The sequence below is a fragment of the Croceimicrobium hydrocarbonivorans genome, from assembly GCF_014524565.1.
GTDB classification, from domain to species: domain Bacteria; phylum Bacteroidota; class Bacteroidia; order Flavobacteriales; family Schleiferiaceae; genus Croceimicrobium; species Croceimicrobium hydrocarbonivorans.
In genome coordinates, this window is record NZ_CP060139.1 from 2,723,347 (window position 1) to 2,748,260 (window position 24,914).

Below are 24,914 nucleotides of genomic sequence, written 5' to 3' on the forward strand. Positions count from 1 at the left end.
CGAAGAAAAAGACACTATGAGCGAGTTTATTAAACAGAAACAGATTCAAAACCTCACCACCGATTTGGCTGCAAAAGCCTTGGATTCTCAGGTGGTAAAGAAAGCCAATAACCTATCGGATGTAAATGCCGCCAATGCACGTACCAACTTGGATGTGTACTCGAAGACAGAGGTGCAAAACATGATATCCGGGGCTGACAATGGATTTAACGTGGCGACCATTGCCGAGCGCGATGCGCTGACCGGACTAAAAGTGTCCGACCGTGTTTTCGTTTCGAATGATGGTGATGGTAAATGGGGTATGTACATCGTTACCGCTGTCACCAATGGAAACGGTTCCACCTCCACTTTTGAGAAAGTTGCCGATGAGGATGCTTTCAGCAATGCGCTTACCAAAGAAGCCATTAAGAGCTCTTATGAAAGTAATGCCAATACCAATGCCTTCACCGATGCGGAGAAGACCAAGGTGGGACATATCACCGTAACACAGGCCGTAAGCCTGGATACGATTGAATCCAATTTGGCTTCCACCACTACCACGGCTAACAACGCACTGTCTACTGCTAATTCTGCAAGCACTGCGGCAACCAATGCTCAGAATACTGCCAACAGCGCGAGCACAGCAGCAGCTAATGCTCAAACGGCTGCTGATGCTGCTCAGGCCGATGCCGATGCCGCCCAAACTACCGCGAATTCAGCACTCTCAACAGCGAACAGTAAGGAAGATCTCTTTACAGAAACGCGAGAGGATTTTACCAATATAATCGGTGAAGCTGGTGTTCCTGTAAACATCACTCTTGCCAACGATGTAGCAGCCGGTTTTGAGCCCTTAGTTTACTTCAACGGCCTCCTGGTCAAAACCGTGACTTACTCTCCCGGATCACCGGAAATATCCTACACGGTTCCTTACGTCACTGAAACCTCAGACACTGTCTCAGTTGCCTACGCTTACAGATAATGGATCGCATTAAAGTAAAACAGGTGGAGGGTGCTATGGACTTGAGTTCCGGTCAACAAGTGACCGGGACCAAGTCCTTTAGCGCACCGCAACAATTTACCGGTGGGGAAACCATCATGGTAGCCTACCAGGATGCGCTGTATTGGTGCCAGCGCGAGAAGGTTTTGGAAGATGCCGGCAACTCACGGCTCAAAATACAGGAAGGCACATTAATCATTGAAGTTTTTAACGGAGATACGTGGGAAAGAGCATGATCAGCAAAAGCAAAAGATTGACTATCACCTGGGTGGCTTTAATTTTTTTGATCAGCACCACCTATATCGCCATACATAGCGACCTTGAAACGGTGGCCACTACCTGTATTGCCGGGGTGATGACCATACTATCCACCTACATCTGGGCAGAAACCAAACGACCAACATCAGGCAAAGAATGATGAATGTAAAGACCATATTCACCTTGGTTGCTGGCCTCGTGTTATCGCTAGGACTTTGCTGGTATTTATTAGATGCCTGGAAGGAAGCCAATCACTCCTACAAAAGGGTTTTGGGTGCCAATGAAGCACTGCAAGAAGACTTGGTTCAGTTCAAAACCGAAAATGGGCAGTTGGCCGCACAAAACAGAGCACTCCAGCTAAAGAGCAAGGAGCTTTCGTATTTGCTGCCTCAAATGGCCTCAGAGATCAAGCAATTGGGAGTAAAGCTTTCAAGAGCTGAATCGGTGAGCGCTACCGGGTTCGAGATCTCTACTCCGGCTACTGTAGTACTTCGGGACTCACTTATCTACGATACCCTTGCCGTGAAGATTTTCGACTACGAGGACGGCTTTTTTGACATCCGGGGAACAGCCATTGGCAACCGGCAGCAGTTAAACCTGGCCTACCGGGATACCCTGGTGCAAGTTGTTTACCGTGGTGAGCGGGAAAAACCCTGGCTGTGGATTTTCTCTCCACGAAAGCTTATGCAGCGCGTGAGTTTGAAGAACCCTAACGCACAAATTGAATATACCCAACACATTGAAATTGAAGATTGAATCCGCAAGAGCGAAATATGGCTATAGAATCCTTCATCAAAAGGAAGGACGCTGCCGGAGAACCTTATTCTGTGGCGGACAAAGCTTTTATTTCTGCTTATGAAGGAGCTGGCGGGTTAGCTTCAAAGGGTGCGACCGGGCAGGGTTTATTGCATGAATTCTACACTCCCGAATGGCTTTGTAAAAAGATGTGGGAACTGGCTCATTTTCACGGCTATGATGGTGGCTCCATTCTGGAACCTTCCTGCGGCACCGGTAGGTTTTTAAAAGATGCCCCTGCAAAGACCAGTATTACCGCCTTTGAGATCAACCCGGTTTCCGCTCGTATTACGGAGGTTCTTTACCCCAAGGCTACGGTCTACAATCAATACTTTGAAACAGCCTTTTTAAAGGCACCACGTTTCACCTCTGCCTTGCCAAACGGAAAAACCTGGTTGGAGCATTCGCCTTTTTCCCTGGTCATCTCGAATCCTCCTTATGGCAAGCATGTCAACCAATACTCGGCATTCTTCAAGAAGGAAAAATTCAAGCAGCTGGAGACCTTTTTCATGTTTAAATCCTTGCAGTTGCTCAAATCTGGTGGCCTCTTGGTATTTGTCACTTCCAGCAACATCATCCGCAGCGGCATTTCTTACCAAAGTGAGAAAGACAGGATAAGCGAGCTGGCCGATCTGATTGATGCCTATCGCTTGCCCCCGGTATTCAAGCATTCTTCGGTACCTACTGACATTATAATCCTTAGACGAAAATGAAACGATACGATATACCCTCACATGCCGGTACCATTGTTCTGGATGGGGTTGATCTGAATGAACTGGAATTACAAATCAGCGACATCGAACGCGACTTTAAAGTCCGGGAAATTGACATCACCTTCAAAGAAGAAAAGCTTTACGACAACCAGGTTCGACATTCTTCAGATGCTTATAAGTTTATCAAGGAGGTCATCTTCGATGGCATGGAGATCCAGGAGCATTTTGTGGTGCTCTACATGAATCAAGCTAATAGGATCACAGGCTATTACAAGCACTCGAAGGGCACCATCAACTCTACCCAAGTGGATATCGAAATCATTACGGCCGTGGCCATCAAAACTCTGTCCAAGGCTATGATCATTTCGCACAATCATCCCAGCGGGAATACCCGTCCCAGTGAAGCGGATCGCAGAATGACCAAACGTCTTAAAGAAGCGGCTTCTATGTTTGACATCAGTGTTCTGGATCACATCATCTGTACCGCGGACAACTATTACTCTTTCGCGGACAATAGCGAAGGCTCGCTCTCCGGTCCATCGGAAGAGTCTGTGGTTACGGCCATGCGTGAGCGTATTCTCCAAGGCTTGCGCCAGGTGACTGAGGCTAATTCTCCCAACATTCATCGTATGATTCAAACCAAGGAAGGCTACCGAAAGCTGGAAGAGCGCATCCTGGAAAAGGTGCTGCGTGATAACCGGATTCCAGAAGCAGTGATCCCTCAAATTGAAATGGAATGGAACTGATCTTTCCTCAACGGTCTAGGGCAAGAATCGCAGCTCTGCATCACCTGCGCGCGGAATTCAATGAAGATTTAAAGACCGCCACTGCTGCCAGAAGAAAGGAACTGGAGCAGCAAATAGCTCTGGTTAGAAATGGTGTGTTCCCTGAAGAATTTGACGCAGGTGAGATGGTGAAGCTGGTGGAAAAGAAGCAAAGCTTTTCCAATGAGCCGCTTAGCACAACCGAGCTGATGACCTTCAATACCTACTTCGACATCAATCCAGGTAAGATTTGTGGCCAGGAAGTGATTGCCAGTTCGCGGGATTTTCCGGTAAGCATTGCCGGAAACCGGGAGGATGTGGAAAAAGCAATTGACCGAACCCTGGAAACAAAGAACAGCATGGAGCTGGAGGCGCAAGCCTTAGAGCTGGAACTCAACCTTTTTGAATTATGAGCTACTTAAACGGAATTTCGAGCGCTTCGGGCTTGGGTAGCCTGAATGGATATACCGCTGCAAGATTGGCAGCGCAGTCTGAGACTTTGAAAAAATTGCTGACTGAAGATCCTAAACTGGACGGTTTAGGACGCATCACATCTTCCAAAGTGATGCCCTTTTCGGAGGTAGTGAAACGCTACAACAAAGGCATCTCCAAAAATGAGATCCAAGCCTGGGTATGGTACAAGCGAAGTGTGGGTGTGCCTATGCACGGATGGGAAGCCTATTTTCTAAAGGAAGGTGAAGCCACTAAGGAAGTGAAAGTGAAATCGGCCACGCTACTTTATGACGAGCGTATGGCTGAGATCCGCATGGCTTATCCTGGTGAAGTACTGGGTAAGTGGATCCGTGATGAAGAAAGCAAAGCCGGTACCAATTACTATATCGTTCGTTCGGGCTCCGGGCTTTTTAAAGTCAAATCGGATGACTGTTCCCTTATAAAAGGTGAAGCGACCAGCAATCAAAAGGAGCTTAATCGCCTGGTGGAAGAAGGAGCTCTGTTTTACCACGGTGGCGAACTTTTGCCTTTGCCGATCTACACCTTTGGTAATATGTACGACCGCGAACTCCAACTGGAAGCGGATAAGGCTTTTATTATTGAAACCTGGGGTGAGGCCATTTATCAGAAGCATCTGAAAGAAATCTCGGAGGCCAAACCACAACTAATGACGGTGACCAATCCGGATGAAAAGGAGCGTCCGATAATAACGGCCATCTCAGATTTCGCATCCAGCAAGGACACCTTCAATATCACCCAGGTTCGCGAGGAGTATATGGATGTGGAATCGGCCAGTGAGTTTAAGAAGGTCAACGGACGTATTGCCCGAAAGAATGCCAAGGAATCCATCAACCTCCAGTTTGATGGGGAACGCAAGTACACCTTGCAACACGTTTTTATCAAGTGGCTTTACACCCTCCAGGAAACAGATTTCGTAAAAAGCTCGGCCATTGATATTTCTGACTACTATTTGCTCAATCGTCCGTTGCGGGATGACCGGCTTTCAAAAGAGGAAAAGGCGGAGCTGAAAGCCAATGCCCGTGAAGAAGGCGAAAAGCTTTTTTCCAAGTTCCTGCACGAGGTGTTGACTTTCGAGGATCAGCAGCGACTGGATTATTCTTGGAACCGACTCTACAATGCCCAGGCCGACATTATGCACCACAAGGTACCGGTGGGATTTGAATGTTCCCGGAAATTTAAAAGTGGTGTACTACAGATCACCGATATCCAGCGGGAGGGAGTAGCTTTTATGGAGGCCATGGGATCCGGCATCAATGCTTTTGACGTGGGGGTGGGTAAAACCATGACCGCTATTACCAACCTGGCGCATGCGCTGTACAGTGGTAAATGCTCTCGGCCTCTCATCGTAGTACCCAAACCAACTTACAAGAAATGGATTGCCGAACTCATTGGCTACACGGATAAAAAGTCCGGTGAATTCGTTCCTGGTGTTTTGTCCTATACCGTTGTCCAGCTCAATGACTGGTACAATCTGGGAACTCAGGTAGTCAAAGGGTTGAATCTGAGTAAGCCGGTTCCTAAGAAGTCGATTACCATCGTCACCTATGAAGGTTTCAAGCGTCTGGGCTTTGGTCAGGATGTTTCGGAATCACTCTTCACGGAGCTGGTGAATATCCTTGGACAGTCTTCCGAGAAAAGCGAGCGCGATAAGGAAATCAAGTACCAGAAATTCCGGGAGATGATCGGTGTAGGTCTTAAAAATACCGTGGCCGATGTGGATGCACTGGCCTTTGATTATGTGGTGATCGATGAAGCGCACCGGTGTAAAAACGTCTTTGCTTCGGTAAAAGCCGATGAGGACAATGGCAAGCGCTACAGTATTCAAAGTGCGGTTTCAGAAACCGGTCAAAAGGCATTTTTGATCCTCAATTACATTCAGCGTAAGTATGGCCGAAATACCATGCTGCTTACCGCTACGCCTTTTACCAATTCGCCTTTGGAGATCTATTCCATGCTCTCCCTGGTAGGTTACGAAAGCCTTGTAAGCAGTGGGATTTACAACATCGATACCTTCTTCGACCTTTTTGTTCTTCCTACCATTGAGTGGACGGCCAACTACAAGGAAGAGATTGTGGAGAAGGAGGTGATTAAGAGCTTCACCAACCGCAGGGTGTTGCAGAAGCTCATCTACAACCACATTCTTTACAAAACTGGTGAGGAGGCCGGGGTAAAGCGTCCAAAGAAGATCAATCTCCCGATGATCTACAACCTTTTGGAGGACAAGCCTGAACAGCGTTTGCCGGTAAAGGATCAGGCGCTCACCTACATCAATATGACTCCATTCCAGCGCGAGAATCAAAATAAGATTGTTTCGCTGGCCAAGAAGTCCACGGAAGGAAAGTTGGATATGGGCAATCTCTTCAGGGCCCTGGCCTATAGCCTGGATAACGCACTTTCTCCTTATTTACTGGGTGGCCAGCCGGAGGACTACCGGGAGTTTGTAAAGAACTCACCAAAAATCGCCTACGTGATGGAGTGTATTGCTTCGGTGAAGGACTACCACAAAAAACGGGGTGAGGAAGTTTCGGGCCAGGTGATCTACATGAACCGGGGAAAGCAGTTCTTCCCGATGATCAAGGAGTACCTGGAAGAGGAGCTGGGATTTAAGCGAGGTGTAACTTATTCGAAGGTCAAAGTAGATGAAGTGGAAATCATCTCTTCTGATATCAATGATACCCGAAAGGAGAATGTCAAGGAAGCCTTTTTGGAAGGGGTGGTAAAGGTCATCATAGGTACGGCTACCATACGGGAGGGTATTGACCTCCAAAAACGCGGGACTGTAATCTACAACTGCTACCCCGAATGGAACCCCACCGATATCCGGCAACTCGAAGGCCGCATCTGGCGACAAGGCAACCAATTTGAATATGTACGGGTGGTGATGCCGCTCATCCAGGATTCCATGGACGTTTTTGTATTCCAAAAACTGGAAGAGAAAACCGCCCGGATCAATGACATCTGGTTCCGGGGTGATCGTGGCAATGTGCTTGACCTGGAAAGCCTGGATCCACAGGAAGTGAAACTGGCACTGATCACTGACATCGACCGGTTGGTGCGCATGTTCTTTGACCAGGAAAAAGAAGAGCTACAGCGCCAATGGAAACGCATTCGCCATTCCATCTCCCTGATTGAGGAGATCAAGCGGGATATCCAGTATTACCGCTCTTACCGGGAAAAATCCATTGAGGCCTTGCGGGCTTTCCTGGCTTCTCTCAAAAACAGCCATTGGCTAAGCGAAGACCAGGAGGAGAAAGGCGAAGCATCTAAAGTTCGGAAAAAGGCTGTTCAGCTCCATGATGATCTGGAAGAGTTGCTTTCTGCCACCGAGATGGGGGATAAGGAGATTATCGCCATGGGGCGAAAGATCGATGCTAGTTACTCTATGCTAGGGGTGTATTTCTCCAACAAATGGTACCTGGAGTATTTGAAGGAATACGTTTCCAAGGTGCGAAAGACTGAGAAAACCGTGCTCAAAAGCAAAGGCTTTAGCATCGATTCTGACCTCGATATGGTATTGGCCACTTACACCAAGGAACAAGATGCCTTGACCACTCAAGCCGACCGGTATAAAGGGGGTAAAGAGAGTCCACGTTGGTCAGAGCTTAGAAGTGAGATCCAAGAGAAGAAATCTGCGCTCCAGGTGGAGGGCAAAACGGCCAGGGAACGCGCTGCGGAGTTTGCCCGTCTCAATTACCTATTGGACTACAAGGTGGAATTACCATCCCGGACTGAGCCAGAGGAAGAAGCTGAATTTGAAATCATCGATGAAGAAGACAGTACCCTGGAACTGGAAGCCCTTGCCCTTGAATTAGAACTTGAACTTTTAGCAATTTAAGCCATGATTACCGTACAGAATTACCTGAATACCGCTTGCAACCTCGACTTTTCATCTTTCCCCGAAGCTTTGAAAAAGGGTGACGATCTTACCCGCAAAGCCTTAGCTCAAAACGGGTACCACAGCAATGAAACCATCAAGCGTGTGGTGGATACCTATATCGAAAAGCTCAATGCCTATGTGAAGGCGAGTGGGCCAAAGCAAACGCAAAAGCAATTAACCAAGCCAGCAAAGCCTAGCCCGACAAAGACAAAGAAGAAATCACCTGCTAAAGCTCAGGCAAAACCCAGGGCTGTAAAAAAGGCTGTTGCCAAGACCGAAGCCAAGCCGGTGGAAATGCTACCGGAAGAGATTCGCTTTATCCGCAGGTATGTGGCCATGCATGGTAAGGTAAAATCCAAATTGTCGGTCATGCGTCTTCTTTCTTCTCTACAGAAGGCCATGCTGGAGAAGCGCATCCGGAAAACTTCTTCTTACGCCAAAGAGATGCTGCAAATCCAAGATCAACTCATCAGTTGCGCGGAACGTATGGGTGACGAAGCAGAAATCAGCATTTCCTCCAAGCATTTAGAGCACTACAAGGAAATTGCTTCATCACAACGGATCCGGGAGTCGATAGCCTTGCTCAAGCGCTTTGTGGCCATTCATGGCCGGGAAGGCATGGAAGAACGGGCCGAGCGCCTGATGAAAGCCATGGAGCGCATGGTAAAGAAGGGAAAGATCCGTAAAGACGATCCTTATGCGGCTAAGCTCAGTGAGGCTTATAAGTCGTTGAAGATCTTCCTGCGGGATAAAAAAGCCGCACCTGAAATTACGGAAAGCGAGCTCAACGGAATCTATGGACTTTTGGGGATGCCCGGAACTAAAATCAAACCGGGTAAACCAAAAGGACTTGCCGGAGTTGTTTCCAGCCAGGATCTCATGAACATGGATTTTGAAACCATCGGCCTCCGTGGGAAATTCCAGGAACTGATCGGTGACCCTTCGGTAGGCTTTACGGCCATGGTATTCGGTCAACCCAAGAGTGGTAAATCTACCCTCATGCTGGACTTTGCGCATCACCTGGCCAGCCATCACGGTGAAGTCTTGTATGTGGCCTTTGAAGAGGGCTACGGCTATACCTTAAAGGAGAAGATTACCCGAATTGGCGCCATTCATCCTCGACTAAACTTTTCCGAGGAATTGCCAGGCAAACTAGGAGCCTACGATTTTGTGTTCATTGACAGCGTGAGCCGGGCTGGAATGGAACTCGATGACATGATCGAACTAAAAAACAAGTATCCACGCACCAGTTTCATTTTCATCTTCCATGCCACCAAGGACGGTAAGTTCAAAGGCGGAAATGAACTGGCCCATGAGGTGGACGTGATTATTGAGGTGGAAAATGGTATGGCCAAAGGGAAAGGGCGGTTTGGTCAAGGGGAGATGGAGGTGAGGTTTTAAGCTAGGTTTTTCCAGAACCTGCCCATTCGAAGAGGCAAGCTTAAATATTGGTTTCTGACAAAGTTGGAGGCTCCCTCAATAATGAAGGCCACTTTCATTCAATATCATCTTTGGTGATCAAACTATGTCCCACACTTCATTACGACACTAGTAAGTCATCCTTCTTTCGCCCTAGCTTGAACTACGTTGATCTTGGAGCATACATAATAATCAGTACACCAAGCAATGCAACAGTGCCACCGATAAGGTCATACTTATCCGGCACAACTCCATCCACCTTCCAGCCCCAGATAATAGCCATCACAATGAAAATGCCGCCATAGGCTGCATACACCCGGCCAAAATTTGCCGGTTGAAAGGTGGCCACCACTCCATAGACCACCCAAAACGCCAATCCACCAGGGCCTACCTTCCCTTAAGCTGAGCCAAACCATATAACCGCCTCCGATTTCGAATAAGCCGGCTAATACAAACAGAACCATTGATTTAAGGATAGTAATCATTTCACACTGTTAATTAATTGTTGAATATCCGGAGGTATTTCCATTGATTTTAGAGGTGGAACCTTGGCTCCTCCTGTATTACCTACAGGAATTTTCCCAACAAAAGACTTTACCCCACCTACCAGTAACCGTGGTATTTGACCGATCACCTCTTTGGCACTTTTAATTCTGATACCAAAGAGAAGCATCTTCCAATGCAAATAGCTGTGTTCCCAGGGGCAAGACTGGCCGATTATATGTGCCCTTTCAAGATGTCTCCAGGCAATTCTAAATTGATCCTTTTCCAGAGCTGCCCGATATACTCTAAGCTCCTGCTCGAAGTATGGCTGCAACCTGGAAGGCTTAATAGTGTTGAATTTCATATTGTTTGCTTTAGCTACATCATAGAACAAACCTAAACATCAATCTTTCTTCCGTTCTGAAAAGCTTCCCAACCCTCTTTAAGAGCATAGGGCACGATCAGAAATGCTGCAACAGGATCGGCCCACCACCAATCCAGATAACGAACAGCAAGCAGACCCCCTAAGACTGCAATGGTCTGATAAAGGCATACAAAGGTATCCTTGGAATCTGCAATTAGCTCCTTGCTGTCCAGCTTTTTGCCATAGCGGTATTTGTACCAAATCAGGATCGGATTTACCACGAGAGAAATCACGAGTATTACAATTCCGGCTGTACTCCAGGAAGGAGGGTTTTGAGCTATCAGCTTTGAAATAGAATCATAGGTAATAAAGGCGCTTACCAGTAAAAATGAAATGGCGATAACATAGAGAGTGGCTCTTTCCCTTTTTCGAACGCGCTTTTCACTGATGCCTTTCACTTCACCATTAAGCCGCCACCACAAGGTACTTGCCGACACTACTTCAATTATGCTATCGAGGCCCCAACCGATCAAAGCTGCACTGCCGGAAGAGAAACCTGCAATGAGAGATACAACTACTTCAATGGTGTCGTAAATGACATTGTAAACCTGTACTTTACGGGCCTTTCTAAGATATTTTCCTCTTTCCTTTTCCATAAGAAGTTACTTGCTATTAATCCACTCCCTCGCCTCCTCAGCTTCTTCCTCATCAAAATACCGGATGTCTGCATCGGTAAAAGGTTTCATGATATCTGTCATGAGTTCGTGCCACTTCTTTTGGCCAACAATGGCTACTTTTTTAAGATGCTCCTTATTTTTAAGATCAAACTTCGCATCGCGCCAAAGAGCGCTTGCTGACCAGCCTTCAAAATCCTGCATCTCAAAGTACCAGCTAATTTGTTCGTGCTGCTCAATTTTCTGCCACAGTAGTGGTAACATTTTATCGTAATCGGTATCATCAAGTTTGCCTGTAGCAACCATGTAAATTTTGTCTATATTTTCTTCTATCTGTATCATGTCGTTACTATTTAGAAAGTTTCAAAATGCGAATAGCGCCCCGCATCACAAAGGCGAACACGATTCCACCAATTAACAGGTCAGGCCATTTGCTGTTTAGAAAATAAACCATTACACCGGCCAGGATCACTCCGCCATTAACAATAATGTCGTTGGAAGTGAATATGGCGCTGGCCTGCATGTGCGCTTCATCGCTTTTGGCTTTATTGATCAACCATAGGGAAACCAAGTTGCCGATAAGGGCCAGAATTGCTATAACTATCATCCATTGAAACAGCGGTGTTTCGCTTTCGCTGAAAAATCTGCGCAAAACTTCTGAGAATCCTAAGAACGCCAATCCCATTTGAAAATAACCGCTGAATTTAGCGACTTTCTTCTTTCTGGAAACAGCACCACCAACTGCAAACAGGCTTAGTGCATAAACGATGGAATCTGCCAGCATATCCAATGAGTCGGCTATCAGGCCCATAGAGTTGGAAATCCATCCAGTAGTCAGCTCTATCACAAAGAAGCCGAAATTGATGCCCAGCACCCACCAAAGTATTTTTCGCTGTTGGGAGTCGTCAGTAGCCAACGGCAACTCAGCTTCATATTCCGTACTTTCCAAGTGGTCATTGAGCTTAAGTTCACGAATGGCCTGATGGATCTTGTCTACTTCTTCCGTGTGATATACCTCCAGTTTACGATTGGGAATATCAAATGAAAGTTGCTTTACCTCACTATAAGGCTCCAGCTTCATGCGGATCATCTGCTCCTCTGATGGGCAGTCCATTTTTGTTATTATGAATGTGCTTTTTTTCAAGTGTTTTTTTATTTACCCGTTAGTTTAGTTGGCAAAAAATAGTTGGCAAAAGCAGTTGGCAGTTTGCAAAAGGTACCGTCATTTATTTCTTGGTTTATATTTTTCGGGGTTTTCAATCATATGGTTGAGCATTCGACCTACCTCTTCTGATTTAACGACAAGTTCATTTCGCTCTCCTTCCGATATATATTGGCAGGCCAAAGCAAAATCAAGAGAAATCTGAGTTTCAGAGTTTTCCATATCTGCATCACTCATTTTACTTGAGAAGTGCTTTGGATATTGACGTTTTCTATATCCTTCGCCAATAGCCCGACACACTGATCGTGAAGATCTTCTTAATTGATCAGTCAGCGCATACTTCTCTTCGGATGGAAATTTCTTAGTAACCTCAAACACCTCCATCGCCAGCGAAAATGCTTTCTTGAAAACAGTCAAATCACGAAAACTACCTGCCATAACCACCTGCCTTTACTTTCTTTGGTCTGATAAATGTCTTGATCTCTTTCATATTGTTAGTTGTTTTATTTCTTTCCATCTTTTTAAGTTGGCAATAGGCAAATAGCAATTGGCAAAAGTTGTCGCGGTTAAGCTTCCTTGCCAACTGTTTTTTTTCTCTTTGCCAACTGCCCAGTGCCAACTTTTAAAAATTCTATTTCTTATAAGCCAACAATCTCAAAGCATTAAACACCACTACCAGAGTTGACCCTTCATGAATGAGTACCGCAACACCGATATTAGCAAAGCCGAAAACCGTGGCAGGTATTAACAATGCTACTATTCCCAAACTAACCCAGAGGTTTTGTTTGATAATAGCTTTGGCCTTCCTACTTAAACCGATTGCAAAAGGCAAGGTCTCCAGCTTATCAGCCATCAGGGCAATATCAGCTGTTTCCAGGGCTACATCACTGCCAGCTGCTCCCATGGCAATGCCTACTGTGCTATTTGCCATGGCCGGGGCATCATTCACGCCATCACCTACCATCGCTACTTTGGATTCTTTCTCCTTAAGTTCTTTAATGGCTTCAACCTTTTCTTCTGGTAACAAACTGCCCCAGGCATCTGTAAGGCCAATCTCTTTGGCTACTGCATCGGCTACTTTCTGGTTATCACCCGTTAGCATGATCATACGCTTGATACCAATCTTTTTGAGCTGCTCCAGGGTATTTTTTGCTTCCTTTCTGGGCGTATCCATCAGGGCAATAATGCCAATGTAGTGGTCATTCTGACGGATCAGCATGGTGGTATTTCCATCCGATTCCAGTGACTTCACTTTTTCTTCTATTTCCTTCTCTGGCTTATTATCATCCAGGGATTCAAACAGGTCCAGGTTGCCGATGTACACTTTATTATTTCCCAGTGAAGCTTTTATCCCTTTACCAAGCACCGCTTCCAGATCTTTCGCTTCAAGCACATCAGCACCATTTAATCGCTCTTTCCCATCCCGCACTACAGCTTTGGCCAGAGGATGGTCGCTGAGGTTTTCTACAGCTACTGCTATTTTCAACAGCTCGTCCTCGTTTACATCACCTAAAGCAATTACTTCGGTGAGCTTGGGTTTACCTTCTGTTAGCGTTCCGGTTTTATCAAATGCCAGGGCAGTGAGTACACCCAGGTCTTCCAGCGGACGACCACCTTTAATAAGCACTCCGCTTTTGGCTGCCCGGGCTACTCCACTTAGCACTGCACTTGGGGTGGCAATGGCCAAAGCACAAGGGCTGGCAGCCACCAATACGGCCATTGCTCGGTAGAAGCTTACACTAAAAGGCTCATCTATGACCAGAAAAGCGAAATTGAGCAACACGACCAGTACCAATACGGACGGGACAAAATACTTCTCAAATTTGTCGGTGAGCCGTTGTGTAGGTGATTTCTGGGTTTGAGCTTCATTCACCAATTTTACCAAACGGGAGAGCGTAGAGTCCTTTGCTACTTTAATCACTTTGATTTCCAGCGTATTGTTGCCATTTATGGTACCCGAAAATGCACGGTTCTCATCTTTGATATCATCTTCCTGTGACCAGTCTTTATCGGGATTATCCACCGGTTCTTTATCTACCGGCACACTTTCCCCGGTGATAGGCGCCTGATTCACGCTACTTGATCCGCTGACAACCACACCATCGGCTGAGATTTTGCTATTGGGCTTCACCACGATGATGTCACCGATGCTCAATTCCTCAATACCGACTTCTTCGGTCTTACCATTTCTCTTAAGCAATGCCGTTTTAGGAGCGAGCTCTGCCAAAGCAGCAATGGACTTACGAGCTTTGTTCATGGCGAAGTGTTCCAGTGCATGGCCCATGCTGAACAGGAATAACAATAAGGCGCCTTCCGCCCATTCGCTAAGAATAGCCGCTCCAATGGCTGCTACCAGCATCAGGAAATCAATTTCAAAGCCGCCTTTGGCCACTGTTTGAATGGCTTCTTTGGCTGTAAAAAAGCCTCCAAAGAAATAAGCTCCGATATAAAGTGAAAGACTTACCCATGAAGGCACAGCTTCGATATAAGTAAGCCCAAAGCCAATACCTAATAATGCTCCGCAGATAATGGAAAAGATCAACTCTGTATTTTTACCGAAAATACCGCCATGCGAATGTTTATCATCTTCACCTTCCTCATGGTCATGTCCCTTGTCAGCTTCTTTTTTTTGCTCTTCGCCTTTTTTTGTTTCTTTTACTTTATCAAGAAAACGTTCGGCACTCACCTGTGTATCGGGTATATCAAGTCCCTCTTTTCTCAGGGCTTTCAGGATTTCCGCCTCATCCACCTTGGCCGTATCATACTCTACCCGCACCATGCCGGATGCCGATACGGAGGCCTCCAAAATACCGGCTATCCCCCGAAGGTCACGCTCAATATGACGGGCGTGGCGGGTATGGCGAATGCCTTCTACTTCTATGAGTTTATGTCCGAATTTCTGAGTGATTTCCGCCCCGGTTTGCTCTGCCAGCGACTGGATACGGTCTATAGAGATCAACTCCGGGTCGTAGTGAAAACAAAGTTGAGGTATGCCATTGTCTGTTTCGTCTGCTACATGCACTTTTTCAAGGCCTTCTTTATCTTCAAGACGTTGAATGAGTTTTTGCACACATCGATCCTTATCGTCCGGTACTTCGGGCAGTATAAGGGGTATTTTTATTTGTAGTTTTTTCATGATTGAATTTGTATAGTCTGTTTAGAAATTCTTGCATTTTAATCTCTATAATTCAATTAAATGTTGAATATACCGGAGTATTTCCATGGATTGGTATAGTGGGACATTGAAAACATCGGGATTATTCATTTTCAGAATGATTATAACTTTCAGTCTCCTTATAGTTATTCTGCTTCGTGCCGATTACCAAAGTAATGACACCACCTATAGCAGCAATCAGAGAAGCCATTAAAATACTGATTTTGGATACCTTGATAATCTCAGGATTGTCAAATGCCAGGTTGGTAATAAACAGTGACATAGTGAACCCTATACCGGCTATCATGCCCATACCAATAATATGCCGCCATTTCAATGAAGGATGCAGTTCTGCAATACCTATTTTCTGACCTATAAATGCAAACAATCCAATACCGGCAACTTTACCCACGGCAAGCCCTAATAAAATACCAAGTCCAAGAGAGCCCGAAACCACTTCCATAAACCCGACATCCAGTTTTACACCTGCATTGGCAATGGCAAAAATTGGGATAATGAAAAAGGCATTAAAATCAATTAATCTGTTTTCTAACCGGAGCAACGGTGGTCTGGCGTTTTCCGTGTCTTTTTTAATGGTTTTCAGTATTTGTCCTTGACGCTTATCCTGCATGGGGTCAAGGTTTTCAATATCTGTTTCTTCTAATTCTTTGATATTATGAGCGGTACGCTCCTTTAATACCTTACTGTCCAATTTGGGTTTTATAGGTATGGTAACCGCGAAAAGCACCCCTGCTATGGTCGGGTGAATGCCTGAATTCAGGAAGCAATACCATAAAGCGACTCCTCCCACAATGTACCAGAAGAGGTTTTTTACCCCAAAACGGTTTAACAGTAACAATAGGATGAATACACCTCCACCAGCGCTTAAGTACAGCCCACTAAGCTCATTGCTGTAAAAGAGTGCAATAACGAGTATTGCCCCCAAATCATCCGCTATGGCCAGCGCCACCAGAAAGATTTTAAGCTGTGCCGGCACCCGCTTCCCCAACAGGCCAATGATGCCCAAAGAATAGGCTATATCGGTAGCCATAGGGATTCCCCAGCCATTGATATTTTCGGTACCGTAGTTAAAACTTACGAAAATCAGTGCGGGTAAAACCATTCCTCCGATTGCTCCCATGAGCGGCATAGAAGCTTTTTTGAAGGACGACAATTCGCCCACCATTATTTCCCGCTTCAGTTCCATGCCGGCCACCAGAAAGAATATGGCCATCAGCCCGTCATTGATCCATTCCTTGATGGTCAGACCAAAAGAAAAATGTTCGGATAGTTCAAAGAGAAATTCATCTTTAAGATAGTGGTGGTAAGCATCTGCCCAAGGGGAATTGCCCAGCACCAGGGCAATAATGGTTGCGCCAATCAGAAGCAATCCTCCGGTGGTCTCCCTGTCCAGAAACTTACGGGCAGTCTCTCTGATATATGCTAATTGGGAGTTACTATTTTCTACTGACTGATCCATTCTTTTGCCTTTTTCTTCTCCTGAAGGTGAAAAAATCTGACTTCTGAATCCGTAAAAAAATCAGTGGCTTTGGCCGCCCACTCCTGCCATTTTTTATCTCCAACAAATGCCATTTTTCCATAATCTGATAGATGTGTGGTATCTACTTTTAAATCTTCCCATAAACCTTCCAACTCGTAGCCGTCAAAGTCTTCCAGTTCAAAGTAGAAATCTACCTTTTGGCCTTTTTCAATAGTGTTGTGGATGAGCGGGTGGAATCTTTCCACGTCTTTTTTGGAGATTTTACCGCTGATTTTAGCGGCAATCAAGTTTTCCTCTTTTGTTTCCATTATCTGCATCATCTTACTAATTGTTCATGGGTTTCTAAGTCTGTTTATGTTCAAATCATTGTTGTTTGCAGCATGTCCCTCCTCCACATACCGGTGTTTCATTTCAACTGGACGCATTAACATCTTAAAATCGCTTTAGACCTGTTTTCGGATCGACTCACCCGTTTTTATCCGAAACGCATCCTCAATTTCCGAAACGTATATAATCCCATCTCCCGGCTCAGGTGTTTTGGCCTTGCCAATTATCAACTGTACCGCTTTATCCATTTCTTCATTCTGGCAGACCAGCTCCAGCTTTACCACCGGGCTATCGGTAACATGAAAATCAAGAGAGGGTGAGGCGCCCTTTGCTTTGTGGGCTCCTGTACCCTCTGCCTGTGAGATAGTCATGCTTTGAAAACCAGCCTCGCTCAAGGCTTCAATGACTACCTGTGCCCGCTTGGGCTTGATAAATGCTTTTATTTCTTTCATAATTCCTTTATTTTTATTGATTGTAGCGCATTGGCAAAAAACCGGTATTGGCCTGCTGCCAATGCGCTGCTAAATTCATTTCAAGAGGCTTTCTCAATGGTCGTGGCCTTCATGGTTTTCTTCTGACTCCCCATGCTCCTCGCTATTTTCGTGCTGGTGTGTGCCTTCCTGTTGCTTCGAGTTACAGCCGGTAGCCATAAAGCCTCCGGCTATTATGAAAGAAGCAATCCACAGTTTTAAAAAACTCGTCTTCATAATGGTATGTATTTAATTTTAAGATAATTAATGACTATGCGATGTCTGGCTTTTCTTCATCTCTGAGATCAGGTAATAGGCATTGTTCCAGGCTACTTTAGCTCCTTTGGGCAGTGGTTCCAACAGGTTTATTTCCACCCAACCCTCATCGGCAATACCGGTTCGTATTTCCACCGGTTTAAAGGCCCATTCCGTCTCACCGTCTTCATTGTGCTGTTCGGCAATGAAGATATAGGGTTTGCCTTCTTCCTCGATAATAGCACTTTCCGGCAGGGCTTTTACAGCTTCACTTTCTGTGTGGATTTTACCGTTGATGTACATCCCTGGGATCAGGAATTCTTTCTTTTGCTCAATTTCTGCGTGGACGTGAACCGCCTTTGGGTTTTGTTCAAATTGTTTACCCACCGAATAAATTTTGGCAGTAAGGCGGGAACCGGGCACGGACTCCACAGTAAAAGAAACTTTCTGCCCTTCTTTCACTTTGTACACATCTTTTTCGAATACCATTAGGTCAGCATGAATATGTTTGGTATTGACAATTGTGAACATTCCCGTTTGCGGCTGAATGTACTGACCTACCTGAATCAGAACGTTCTCGATATAACCATCTATGGGGCTTACCACAGGCACCTGCTCATATACATCGCCATTCCTGATTTTCTCTACATTCAGGTTCAACTGGCGCAGTTGGGCTTCGTAGCCCTTTACTTCTCCTTTCATGGATTGATAGTCAGACTTGGTCTCCTGAAAGGTTTTGCCGGAACCTACTTCTTCTTCGTACAGCTTCTTTTGCCGGTTGTATTCCTGCTCAAGGTATTCACTGCGGTTGTAGGCCGTGATGTACTTGGTTTGAATCTCGGTTAGATCAGGGTGAGACAGGTAGGCCAGCACCTGGCCTTTACTGACCTTATCCCCTTCTATCACTTTGATGGAAGTGATATTGCCTCCAACTATCGCTGTAACGGTGGCCTCGTGTTGTGGTGGCACTTCCAACTGGCCATTGGCTTCTACCACGCCCGATATGGGGCGAGTGGGCATAGTGTCCACTTTCATCCCCAGGCTCTTAAATTTCAGGTTGGACAAATGAACTTCGCCCATGCCTTCTTCCCCGTGGCCTTCGTGCCCGCCTTCTTCATCGCCATGCCCCTCATGGCCGTCTTCTTCACCGTGGCCTTCGTGCGATTCGTGCTGCTCACCTTCCTCGTGATTATGCCCATCGCCATCGGTTTCGTTGCCACAGGCCGAAACAAAACCTGCTATAAATAGCAGTGCAAATAATTTTATGATCTGATTTTTCATGTCGTTTATTTTTATCCGTTACCGGTTTTAGTTTGTTGTTTGTAAATAGTATTCGAGTTCATAGCGGCTGTCCAGGTAATTGCCCAGGGCATTCCATGAATCCACTTCTATGCGGATAGCGTCCCTTATGTTTTGCAAAAAACTTACATAGTCTATTGCGCCTTCTCGGTAAGCCGTTATCGAACCTTGTCTTTGCTCGCGTGCCAGCGGCAATGCCTGGTCACGATAGTAAATCCATGAGTTACGCCATTTCAGGTATTCTTCCCGCATGGATTGGTACTCGGCATTGAGTTGTAGCTGATTTTGCCTGAGATTTTCCGTGGCAATTTCGCGCTGGATTTTAGCCTCTTGCGTACGGCCCAGCTCGGGCCCAAAAAACAAGGGGATTTGTATGCCTATTTGGTAGGTGTAAAACCCGGTTTGCCCCCCAACTTCTTGCCAGCCATACTGTCCTTGTAACTTGGGCAAAAACTCCGATCTTCTTTCCTTTATTCGAGCATCGGCCACTTTTATTTGCTGTTGATACACATTAAGCAAAGGGTGAGTACTTAGGGAATCCAAGTCATAATTAAGGATCCCGGTCAATTGCTCACTGGGCACATCCGGTACTGTATAAAGGGTATCGCTGACCAGCCATAAGTTGAGCCGCTGCAAAGCGCCCAGGTAATCGCGATAGGCCTGTTCCTTTTGGATGCGCACTTCATTGGCCTGGTTTTTAGTGGCCAAATAGGCCAGTTTAGAAGTTTCTTCTACTTCCAACCTCACATCTGCCGCTCGTTCTATATCGGTAAAGAGCGAATCCAAACGGTTGTACACCTGGTAGGTGTTTTTAGCGGTGTAAACCTGGCCCCAGGCCAACTTCACTTCTCGTTTAAGCTCTGTTAATGACAGGTCGAGAGCGCTTTCGGCAAGGGCGACCCGTTCCTTTTGCAAGCGCAGTCGTGGAGCAATTCCAAAAACATCAATATTTTGTTGTTGAACCCCTATCCGCGTATAAACTCCATCAGTATTGCTGCTTGCTTCTTCCGCTCCCGTGAAAATTTGGGTGTTCCCAAAATCCCATGCGGTTTTCTTCAAGGCTTCCTCACTTTCTATTTGCAGCCTTTTGGCCTTCACTTGCGGGAAATACTCAACAGCCCGATTTTGGGCACCTTCAAGGGAAATGCTTTGCAAGGTATCCGGGTTTATTCCCTGTGCGTGTGCAGATTGGGAAAAGCCAAGAAAACTACCTAAACCAATGAGTAGAACGATGGTGTTCAGAGCTGTTTTATGCCCCTGGTTTCCGATTTTCTTTTCCCTGCGTTTCTCAACGAAGGTATAGAGTACAGGCAGTACAACCAGCGTAAGAAGTGTAGCCGACAGCATTCCACCAATTACTACGGTGGCCAAAGGCCGTTGCACTTCCGCTCCGGCAGATGCCGAGAAAGCCATAGGCAGGAAACCGAATATATCCGTGGTTGCAGTAAGCATGATGGGGCGAATCCTTTCTTTGGTACCGGTCAAAATTCGATCCTTTAAGCTGGTCACCCCTTCTTCTTTGAGGGAATTGAAGCGGTTGATCAGAACCAAACCATTCAATACAGCTACACCAAACAGCACGATAAATCCAACACCGGCTGAAATACTAAATGGCATATCTCTCATCCACAAGGCAAAAACGCCCCCTATGGCTGCCAGGGGAATGGCCATGTAGATCATAATGGATTGCGAAAATGACTTTAGTGCAAAATAGAGCAGCACGAAAATCAAAAAGAGTGCAATGGGCACTACAATAGTGAGCCGTTTTTTGGCACTCTGTAAATTCTCAAATTCGCCACCATACGTAATATAATAGCCAGATGGTAAATCCAATTGATCATCCAATTTAGCCTGTATGTCATTTACTACCGACTCCACATCCCTGCCTCGCACGTTTACACCTACGTAAGTCCTACGGTAGGTATTGTCGCGGCTAATCTGCATCGGGCCTGGTTGGTAACTTATGTCAGCTATTTCTTTGATGGGAATTTGTGTTCCGTTCTCAAGGTCGATATACAGGGTGCGCAGATCGTCTATACCTTGGCGGTGGGCCTCATCAAAACGGATGACCAGATCAAAGCGTTTTTCGCCTTCAAAAATCACCCCTGCCTTTCCACCTGCAAAAGCAGAACTGATGTAGGCGTTCACCTTTTCAATGTCCAACCCGTATTGTGCCATTTTCTTGCGGTTATAGCGCACGGTCATTTGAGGCAAACCCGAAGTTCGTTCGGCATTCACATCACCTGCACCCGGCACGGTCTCAATAATATCGGCCATTTCCTGAACTTTGGTAGCCAATACATCCAGGTCTTCACCATAGAGCTTGACAGCAATGTCTTCGCGCACTCCCTCCAAAAGTTCATTGAATCGAAGTTCCACAGGTTGTGTGAACACAAGGTTGACACCAGTCAACCGCTCTTCAAGCAGTTCCTTGATTTCGTCAATAAGCCCTTCCTTCGTTTCTGCCGTAGTCCACTTATCCCGGTCTTTTTCCAGAATGAGGTACATATCGGCAATATCCATTGGCATAGGGTCGGTAGGAATGTCGGCCACACCTATGCGAGCTGTTACGGTTTTGATTTCCGGGAAATTCTCCAGTAAGAGGTTTTCAATTTTATAGGATAATTCTGTAGATTCACTGAGCGAACTTCCTGGCCTTATCAATGCCTGCATGGCGATATCACCTTCATCCAGTTGGGGCACAAATTCTCCTCCCATTCGGGAAAAGGTATAGCCTGCTATGCCGAGCAGAACAACAGCAACGATAATTACCATTGTTTTAAACCGGAGTGCACTTTTGAGTAAGGGCAGATAGGCCCAATGAATGCCACCAATGACTTTATCACTGATTTTTTCCAGCCAGCGTTCAAATCGCCCAAACCAGTTCTTTCTGTTTTGGATGGGTTTCATGAAAAGGGCAGACATCATGGGAACGTAAGTGAGGCACAAGACTATAGCACCTATCATGGCAAATCCAAAGGTATAGGCCATGGGCTGGAACATTTTACCTTCCACACCTGTGAGGAAAAGAATAGGGGCAAATACAATCAGGATGATAATCTGTCCGAAAAAGGCTGAACCCATCATTGTGCTGCCGGACTCATAAGCTACCTCATCCATTACACTCTGGTTGAACTTGATTTTCCCTGACCGAATACGTTTCTGGATTTCGTAAACTGTTCCTTCAATGATAATCACTGCCCCATCAATGATAATCCCGAAGTCAATAGCGCCCAGGCTCATCAGGTTGGCCCAAACGTTAAACTGCTTCATCAAAATGAAGGCAAAGAGCAGAGAAAGCGGAATGGTAGTGGCCGTAATGAGACCCCCGCGCAAACTTCCCAGGAGGATTACCAAGGCGAAGATTACGATCAGTGCGCCTTCAATCAGGTTGTTCTTTACCGTATCAGTGGTTCTCCCTATAAGTGCGCTACGGTCGATAAAAGCATCAATCGTGAGCCCTTCGGGAAGCGATTTTTCTACTTCCTCCATGCGCTCTTTCACGTTTTGGATAACGGCATTAGGGTTGGATCCTCTCAGCATCATTATTATGCCTCCTACGGCTTCTTTACCATCACGGGTGAAAGCCCCGTAGCGCACCTGGTGGCCAAAATGAACTTTCTCGGCCACGTCATCAATGGTGATGGGAATACCATTTTCGTTTCGGATTACAATACTCCGTATGTCGTCCAGAGAGCGCACCAGTCCTTCCCCGCGAATGAAATTGGACATCCGGTTTTTTTCGATGTAAGCACCGCCAGTATTTACGTTATTTCGGGCAAGGGCACCGTAAACCTCTGAAATGCTCACATCCATGGCGTTGAGCTTTTCAGGATTAATAGCCACTTCGTATTGTTTGATGTAACCACCAAATGAGTTGACCTCCACCACACCATCAAGCAAGGTGAGTTGTCTTTTTACGATCCAATCCTGAATGGTTCGCAGTTCCATCGGGCTGTAGACTGTGTCATAACCCGGTTTCGGTTGGATGGTATATTCATAGATCTGGCCCAAGCCTGTAGAAATAGGGCCCATAGTTGGGTCGCCAAACTTTTCAGGGATGGTCTCCTGTAATTCATTCAGTTTTTCCTGTACCAATTGGCGGGGCAGGTAGGTGCCCATATCGTCTTCAAAAACGATGGTGACGACCGACAGGCCAAACCTTGAAACGGAACGGATTTCTTCCACTCCGGGAAGATTTCCCATGGCCAACTCCACAGGATAAGTGACAAACTGCTCGATATCTTCGGTAGCCAGGTTTTCTGATACGGTCATTACCTGTACTTGGTTGTTGGTGATATCCGGCACCGAACCGAGGTTAACCGTGGACATGGAGTAGATACCTACTCCTATGAGGGCCAGCGTGAGCAGGCCCACAATAAATTTATTCCTTATGGAAAAGGAAATGATTTTGTCTATCATAATGCTTTGATGTTATTTTAAATGGACAGTGAAGTAATGATGTATCCGTTCGATAGTGGCTAAGAGCAGGATTATACAAGCAATGGCAATTAAGAACCACTTTAGCACTTTTTGCCAGGTAACTTTCTCGCTGCCTTTTTTCTTTTTACTCAACTGCCCTTTTCTTGAATTAAAAATTCTTGCTACAGATAATGCCGTTTTCCGGCCTGATACAAAAAAGGCTTATGAAATCAGGATTATTGAAATAGCTGCTCTATCAGCTCCTCTGAGGAGATGAAAAGGCATAACTATCCTGAAATTGCCCGGGTTTAGGCCCTTGGAGGAATAAAAAGCTCGAAGAGGTCGAGGCTTTTGAAATTTTGATGATAAAAAGGGTAATGCGATGGATTGCCAAGTGGATTGGCTTCGCTCATTGCATTGGGGAAGATAACATGGATATGGCAACAATGGCAGGAGCATATTGGATTACATAAGTCATTGGAAGATGACCCGTTATCGTGCCCGGAATGGGAATCACTGCTCATCACAACCTGCTGATTTTCAGTAGAGGAATTATTGCTAAGATCATCCGCGCAGGTTATGAACGAAAGACCCAGAAAATAAACTGCCAATATGTAGCATAGCCATTTCACAGTCGGCAAAAATAAGGAAAGGTCTTGAGATTTCAAAAAGTAGCTGCTGGAGGCCCGAAGGTCTCAGAATGAGGTTTCTTCAACTTTTAGAGACGCTTTTATTTCTTCGCGAATATCCTTTCTCAAGTGATACCAAAATCCTTTCTTGACCGGGTTGCCTAAGGTGGCTAAGCGTTTGTGACAATAGGAAGCCTCTGTATCGGACAATTCCAACCTTCTTTCAATGAGGTATTCCCGGTATTTGTAAACGGCTGAGATCAACTTATGATCCTTGCTCTTGGCAAAGCTGATAAAGCTTTCAAAAATAAGGAGCCGCTCTAATTCTTCTGTTAACTCCATCAATTCTAAGCCTTCGGCTTCATGAGGGGCCTTTACTTTGCGGACTATCCCCTCTTCATCCTCTACTATAATTTCTTTGGAAGCAGCTGTGCCTTTCCGTTTTTTAACTCCTTCCAATGTCCATTCGCGGTCTACGTAGCTTAATCCATGTTCAAGCCATAAGCCATCTGATTTATTTCCTTATCATCCACCGCTTTTGCCACTCAGACAAGGCAGTCAGCATGAAGTATTCAATATAGTTCTCAGCAACTTTGTAGCAATCTCGTATCATTTTCAGTTTGTCCTTTCGTAAAGCTTTAAGCTGATAGGGTAAAAGCACTTTTTCTATTCTTGAATTGCGATCTTCTGGAAATTTTATCCCTAATCTTTGAGCTTCCCTTGAAATCTTTAAAAATAAGCCAATCTCATCGGCTCTACTATCCTTGTATAATGCACGATGAGTATTTAAATGACGTGCTTTGATCATATTTTCAAAAGAATCGTTATAGTTATCAAGTAGCCGAATTACAAAATTGTCGGTTTCCGGAAGATGCTTCTTTACATTCTTATAGCTGCA

Annotated in this window: 23 protein-coding genes and 1 pseudogene; 9 read left to right on the forward strand and 15 right to left on the reverse strand. The window is 45.7% G+C overall.

What is annotated here, in order from left to right:
* The first annotated feature begins 16 nt into the window (after nucleotides 1-16).
* The 9 genes from H4K34_RS12430 to H4K34_RS12470 are packed head-to-tail and all read left to right on the forward strand — an operon-like array spanning nucleotide 17 to nucleotide 9,258.
* Nucleotides 17-958 carry a hypothetical protein gene (locus H4K34_RS12430; protein WP_210757714.1) on the forward strand — a complete coding sequence of 314 codons (942 nt, stop codon included), beginning with the start codon at nucleotides 17-19 and terminating at the stop codon, nucleotides 956-958.
* Nucleotides 958-1,212: a hypothetical protein gene (locus H4K34_RS12435; protein WP_210757715.1), complete on the forward strand. Its 255-nt coding sequence runs from the start codon at nucleotides 958-960 to the stop codon at nucleotides 1,210-1,212. Before H4K34_RS12430 ends, H4K34_RS12435 begins: the two co-directional genes overlap by 1 nt.
* Nucleotides 1,213-1,229: 17 nt before the next feature.
* The gene (locus tag H4K34_RS12440) at nucleotides 1,230-1,394 is read left to right on the forward strand and encodes a hypothetical protein (RefSeq protein WP_210757716.1); all 165 of its coding nucleotides are present in this window, start codon (nucleotides 1,230-1,232) and stop codon (nucleotides 1,392-1,394) included.
* Complete coding sequence (locus H4K34_RS12445) at nucleotides 1,391-1,990, forward strand: DUF6549 family protein (RefSeq protein WP_210757717.1); 600 nt, start codon at nucleotides 1,391-1,393, stop codon at nucleotides 1,988-1,990. The genes H4K34_RS12440 and H4K34_RS12445 overlap by 4 nt, the downstream gene beginning before the upstream one ends.
* Nucleotides 1,991-2,007: 17 nt before the next feature.
* Entirely contained in the window at nucleotides 2,008-2,742 is a 735-nt protein-coding gene (locus tag H4K34_RS12450; protein WP_210757718.1) for an Eco57I restriction-modification methylase domain-containing protein, read from the forward strand.
* Nucleotides 2,739-3,488 carry a JAB domain-containing protein gene (locus tag H4K34_RS12455; RefSeq protein WP_210757719.1) on the forward strand — a complete coding sequence of 250 codons (750 nt, stop codon included), beginning with the start codon at nucleotides 2,739-2,741 and terminating at the stop codon, nucleotides 3,486-3,488. The genes H4K34_RS12450 and H4K34_RS12455 overlap by 4 nt, the downstream gene beginning before the upstream one ends.
* Complete coding sequence (locus tag H4K34_RS12460; RefSeq protein WP_210757720.1) at nucleotides 3,479-3,919, forward strand: hypothetical protein; 441 nt, start codon at nucleotides 3,479-3,481, stop codon at nucleotides 3,917-3,919. The genes H4K34_RS12455 and H4K34_RS12460 overlap by 10 nt, the downstream gene beginning before the upstream one ends.
* Nucleotides 3,916-7,815, forward strand: coding sequence for an SNF2-related protein (locus H4K34_RS12465; RefSeq protein WP_210757721.1), 3,900 nt, complete (start codon nucleotides 3,916-3,918; stop codon nucleotides 7,813-7,815). Before H4K34_RS12460 ends, H4K34_RS12465 begins: the two co-directional genes overlap by 4 nt.
* 3 nt (nucleotides 7,816-7,818) lie before the next feature.
* The gene (locus H4K34_RS12470) at nucleotides 7,819-9,258 is read left to right on the forward strand and encodes an AAA family ATPase (protein WP_210757722.1); all 1,440 of its coding nucleotides are present in this window, start codon (nucleotides 7,819-7,821) and stop codon (nucleotides 9,256-9,258) included.
* A 181-nt stretch (nucleotides 9,259-9,439) separates the two neighbouring features.
* On the opposite strand, the pseudogene H4K34_RS12475 reads toward H4K34_RS12470, so the two are convergent.
* From H4K34_RS12475 to H4K34_RS12540, 15 genes and pseudogenes are all read right to left on the reverse strand, one after another.
* Nucleotides 9,440-9,761, reverse strand: a pseudogene (locus H4K34_RS12475) (YnfA family protein).
* Nucleotides 9,758-10,123, reverse strand: coding sequence for a DUF3703 domain-containing protein (locus H4K34_RS12480; protein WP_210757723.1), 366 nt, complete (start codon nucleotides 10,121-10,123; stop codon nucleotides 9,758-9,760). The pseudogene H4K34_RS12475 and the gene H4K34_RS12480 overlap by 4 nt, the downstream one beginning before the upstream one ends.
* A 32-nt stretch (nucleotides 10,124-10,155) precedes the next feature.
* The gene (locus H4K34_RS12485; protein ID WP_210757724.1) at nucleotides 10,156-10,779 is read right to left on the reverse strand and encodes a cation diffusion facilitator family transporter; all 624 of its coding nucleotides are present in this window, start codon (nucleotides 10,777-10,779) and stop codon (nucleotides 10,156-10,158) included.
* Nucleotides 10,780-10,785: 6 nt separating this feature from the next.
* Nucleotides 10,786-11,139 carry a SpoIIAA family protein gene (locus H4K34_RS12490; protein ID WP_210757725.1) on the reverse strand — a complete coding sequence of 118 codons (354 nt, stop codon included), beginning with the start codon at nucleotides 11,137-11,139 and terminating at the stop codon, nucleotides 10,786-10,788.
* A 7-nt stretch (nucleotides 11,140-11,146) separates the two neighbouring features.
* The gene (locus H4K34_RS12495; RefSeq protein WP_188477385.1) at nucleotides 11,147-11,941 is read right to left on the reverse strand and encodes a cation diffusion facilitator family transporter; all 795 of its coding nucleotides are present in this window, start codon (nucleotides 11,939-11,941) and stop codon (nucleotides 11,147-11,149) included.
* A 78-nt stretch (nucleotides 11,942-12,019) separates the two neighbouring features.
* Complete coding sequence (locus H4K34_RS12500) at nucleotides 12,020-12,397, reverse strand: four helix bundle protein (protein WP_151693687.1); 378 nt, start codon at nucleotides 12,395-12,397, stop codon at nucleotides 12,020-12,022.
* Between the two features lie 193 nt (nucleotides 12,398-12,590).
* Entirely contained in the window at nucleotides 12,591-15,095 is a 2,505-nt protein-coding gene (locus H4K34_RS12505) for a heavy metal translocating P-type ATPase (RefSeq protein ID WP_151693688.1), read from the reverse strand.
* 121 nt (nucleotides 15,096-15,216) lie between these two features.
* Nucleotides 15,217-16,593: a Na+/H+ antiporter NhaA gene (gene nhaA / locus H4K34_RS12510; RefSeq protein ID WP_151693689.1), complete on the reverse strand. Its 1,377-nt coding sequence runs from the start codon at nucleotides 16,591-16,593 to the stop codon at nucleotides 15,217-15,219.
* Nucleotides 16,578-16,922 carry a SpoIIAA family protein gene (locus H4K34_RS12515; RefSeq protein ID WP_246452113.1) on the reverse strand — a complete coding sequence of 115 codons (345 nt, stop codon included), beginning with the start codon at nucleotides 16,920-16,922 and terminating at the stop codon, nucleotides 16,578-16,580. Before H4K34_RS12515 ends, nhaA begins: the two co-directional genes overlap by 16 nt.
* 135 nt (nucleotides 16,923-17,057) lie before the next feature.
* A complete protein-coding gene (locus H4K34_RS12520; RefSeq protein WP_010528133.1) occupies nucleotides 17,058-17,393 on the reverse strand; it encodes a P-II family nitrogen regulator in 336 nt (111 codons plus the stop codon).
* 282 nt (nucleotides 17,394-17,675) lie between these two features.
* Nucleotides 17,676-18,947, reverse strand: a complete 1,272-nt coding sequence (locus H4K34_RS12525) for an efflux RND transporter periplasmic adaptor subunit (RefSeq protein ID WP_210757726.1) — start codon at nucleotides 18,945-18,947, stop codon at nucleotides 17,676-17,678.
* Between the two features lie 27 nt (nucleotides 18,948-18,974).
* Nucleotides 18,975-23,387, reverse strand: a complete 4,413-nt coding sequence (locus H4K34_RS12530; protein WP_151693692.1) for a CusA/CzcA family heavy metal efflux RND transporter — start codon at nucleotides 23,385-23,387, stop codon at nucleotides 18,975-18,977.
* A gap of 308 nt (nucleotides 23,388-23,695) precedes the next feature.
* Nucleotides 23,696-24,019: a DUF6660 family protein gene (locus H4K34_RS18195; RefSeq protein WP_394349547.1), complete on the reverse strand. Its 324-nt coding sequence runs from the start codon at nucleotides 24,017-24,019 to the stop codon at nucleotides 23,696-23,698.
* A 63-nt stretch (nucleotides 24,020-24,082) separates the two neighbouring features.
* Entirely contained in the window at nucleotides 24,083-24,475 is a 393-nt protein-coding gene (locus tag H4K34_RS12535) for a hypothetical protein (RefSeq protein ID WP_210757727.1), read from the reverse strand.
* A gap of 55 nt (nucleotides 24,476-24,530) precedes the next feature.
* Nucleotides 24,531-24,824, reverse strand: coding sequence for a hypothetical protein (locus tag H4K34_RS12540; protein WP_246452114.1), 294 nt, complete (start codon nucleotides 24,822-24,824; stop codon nucleotides 24,531-24,533).
* Between the last annotated feature and the right edge of the window lie 90 nt (nucleotides 24,825-24,914).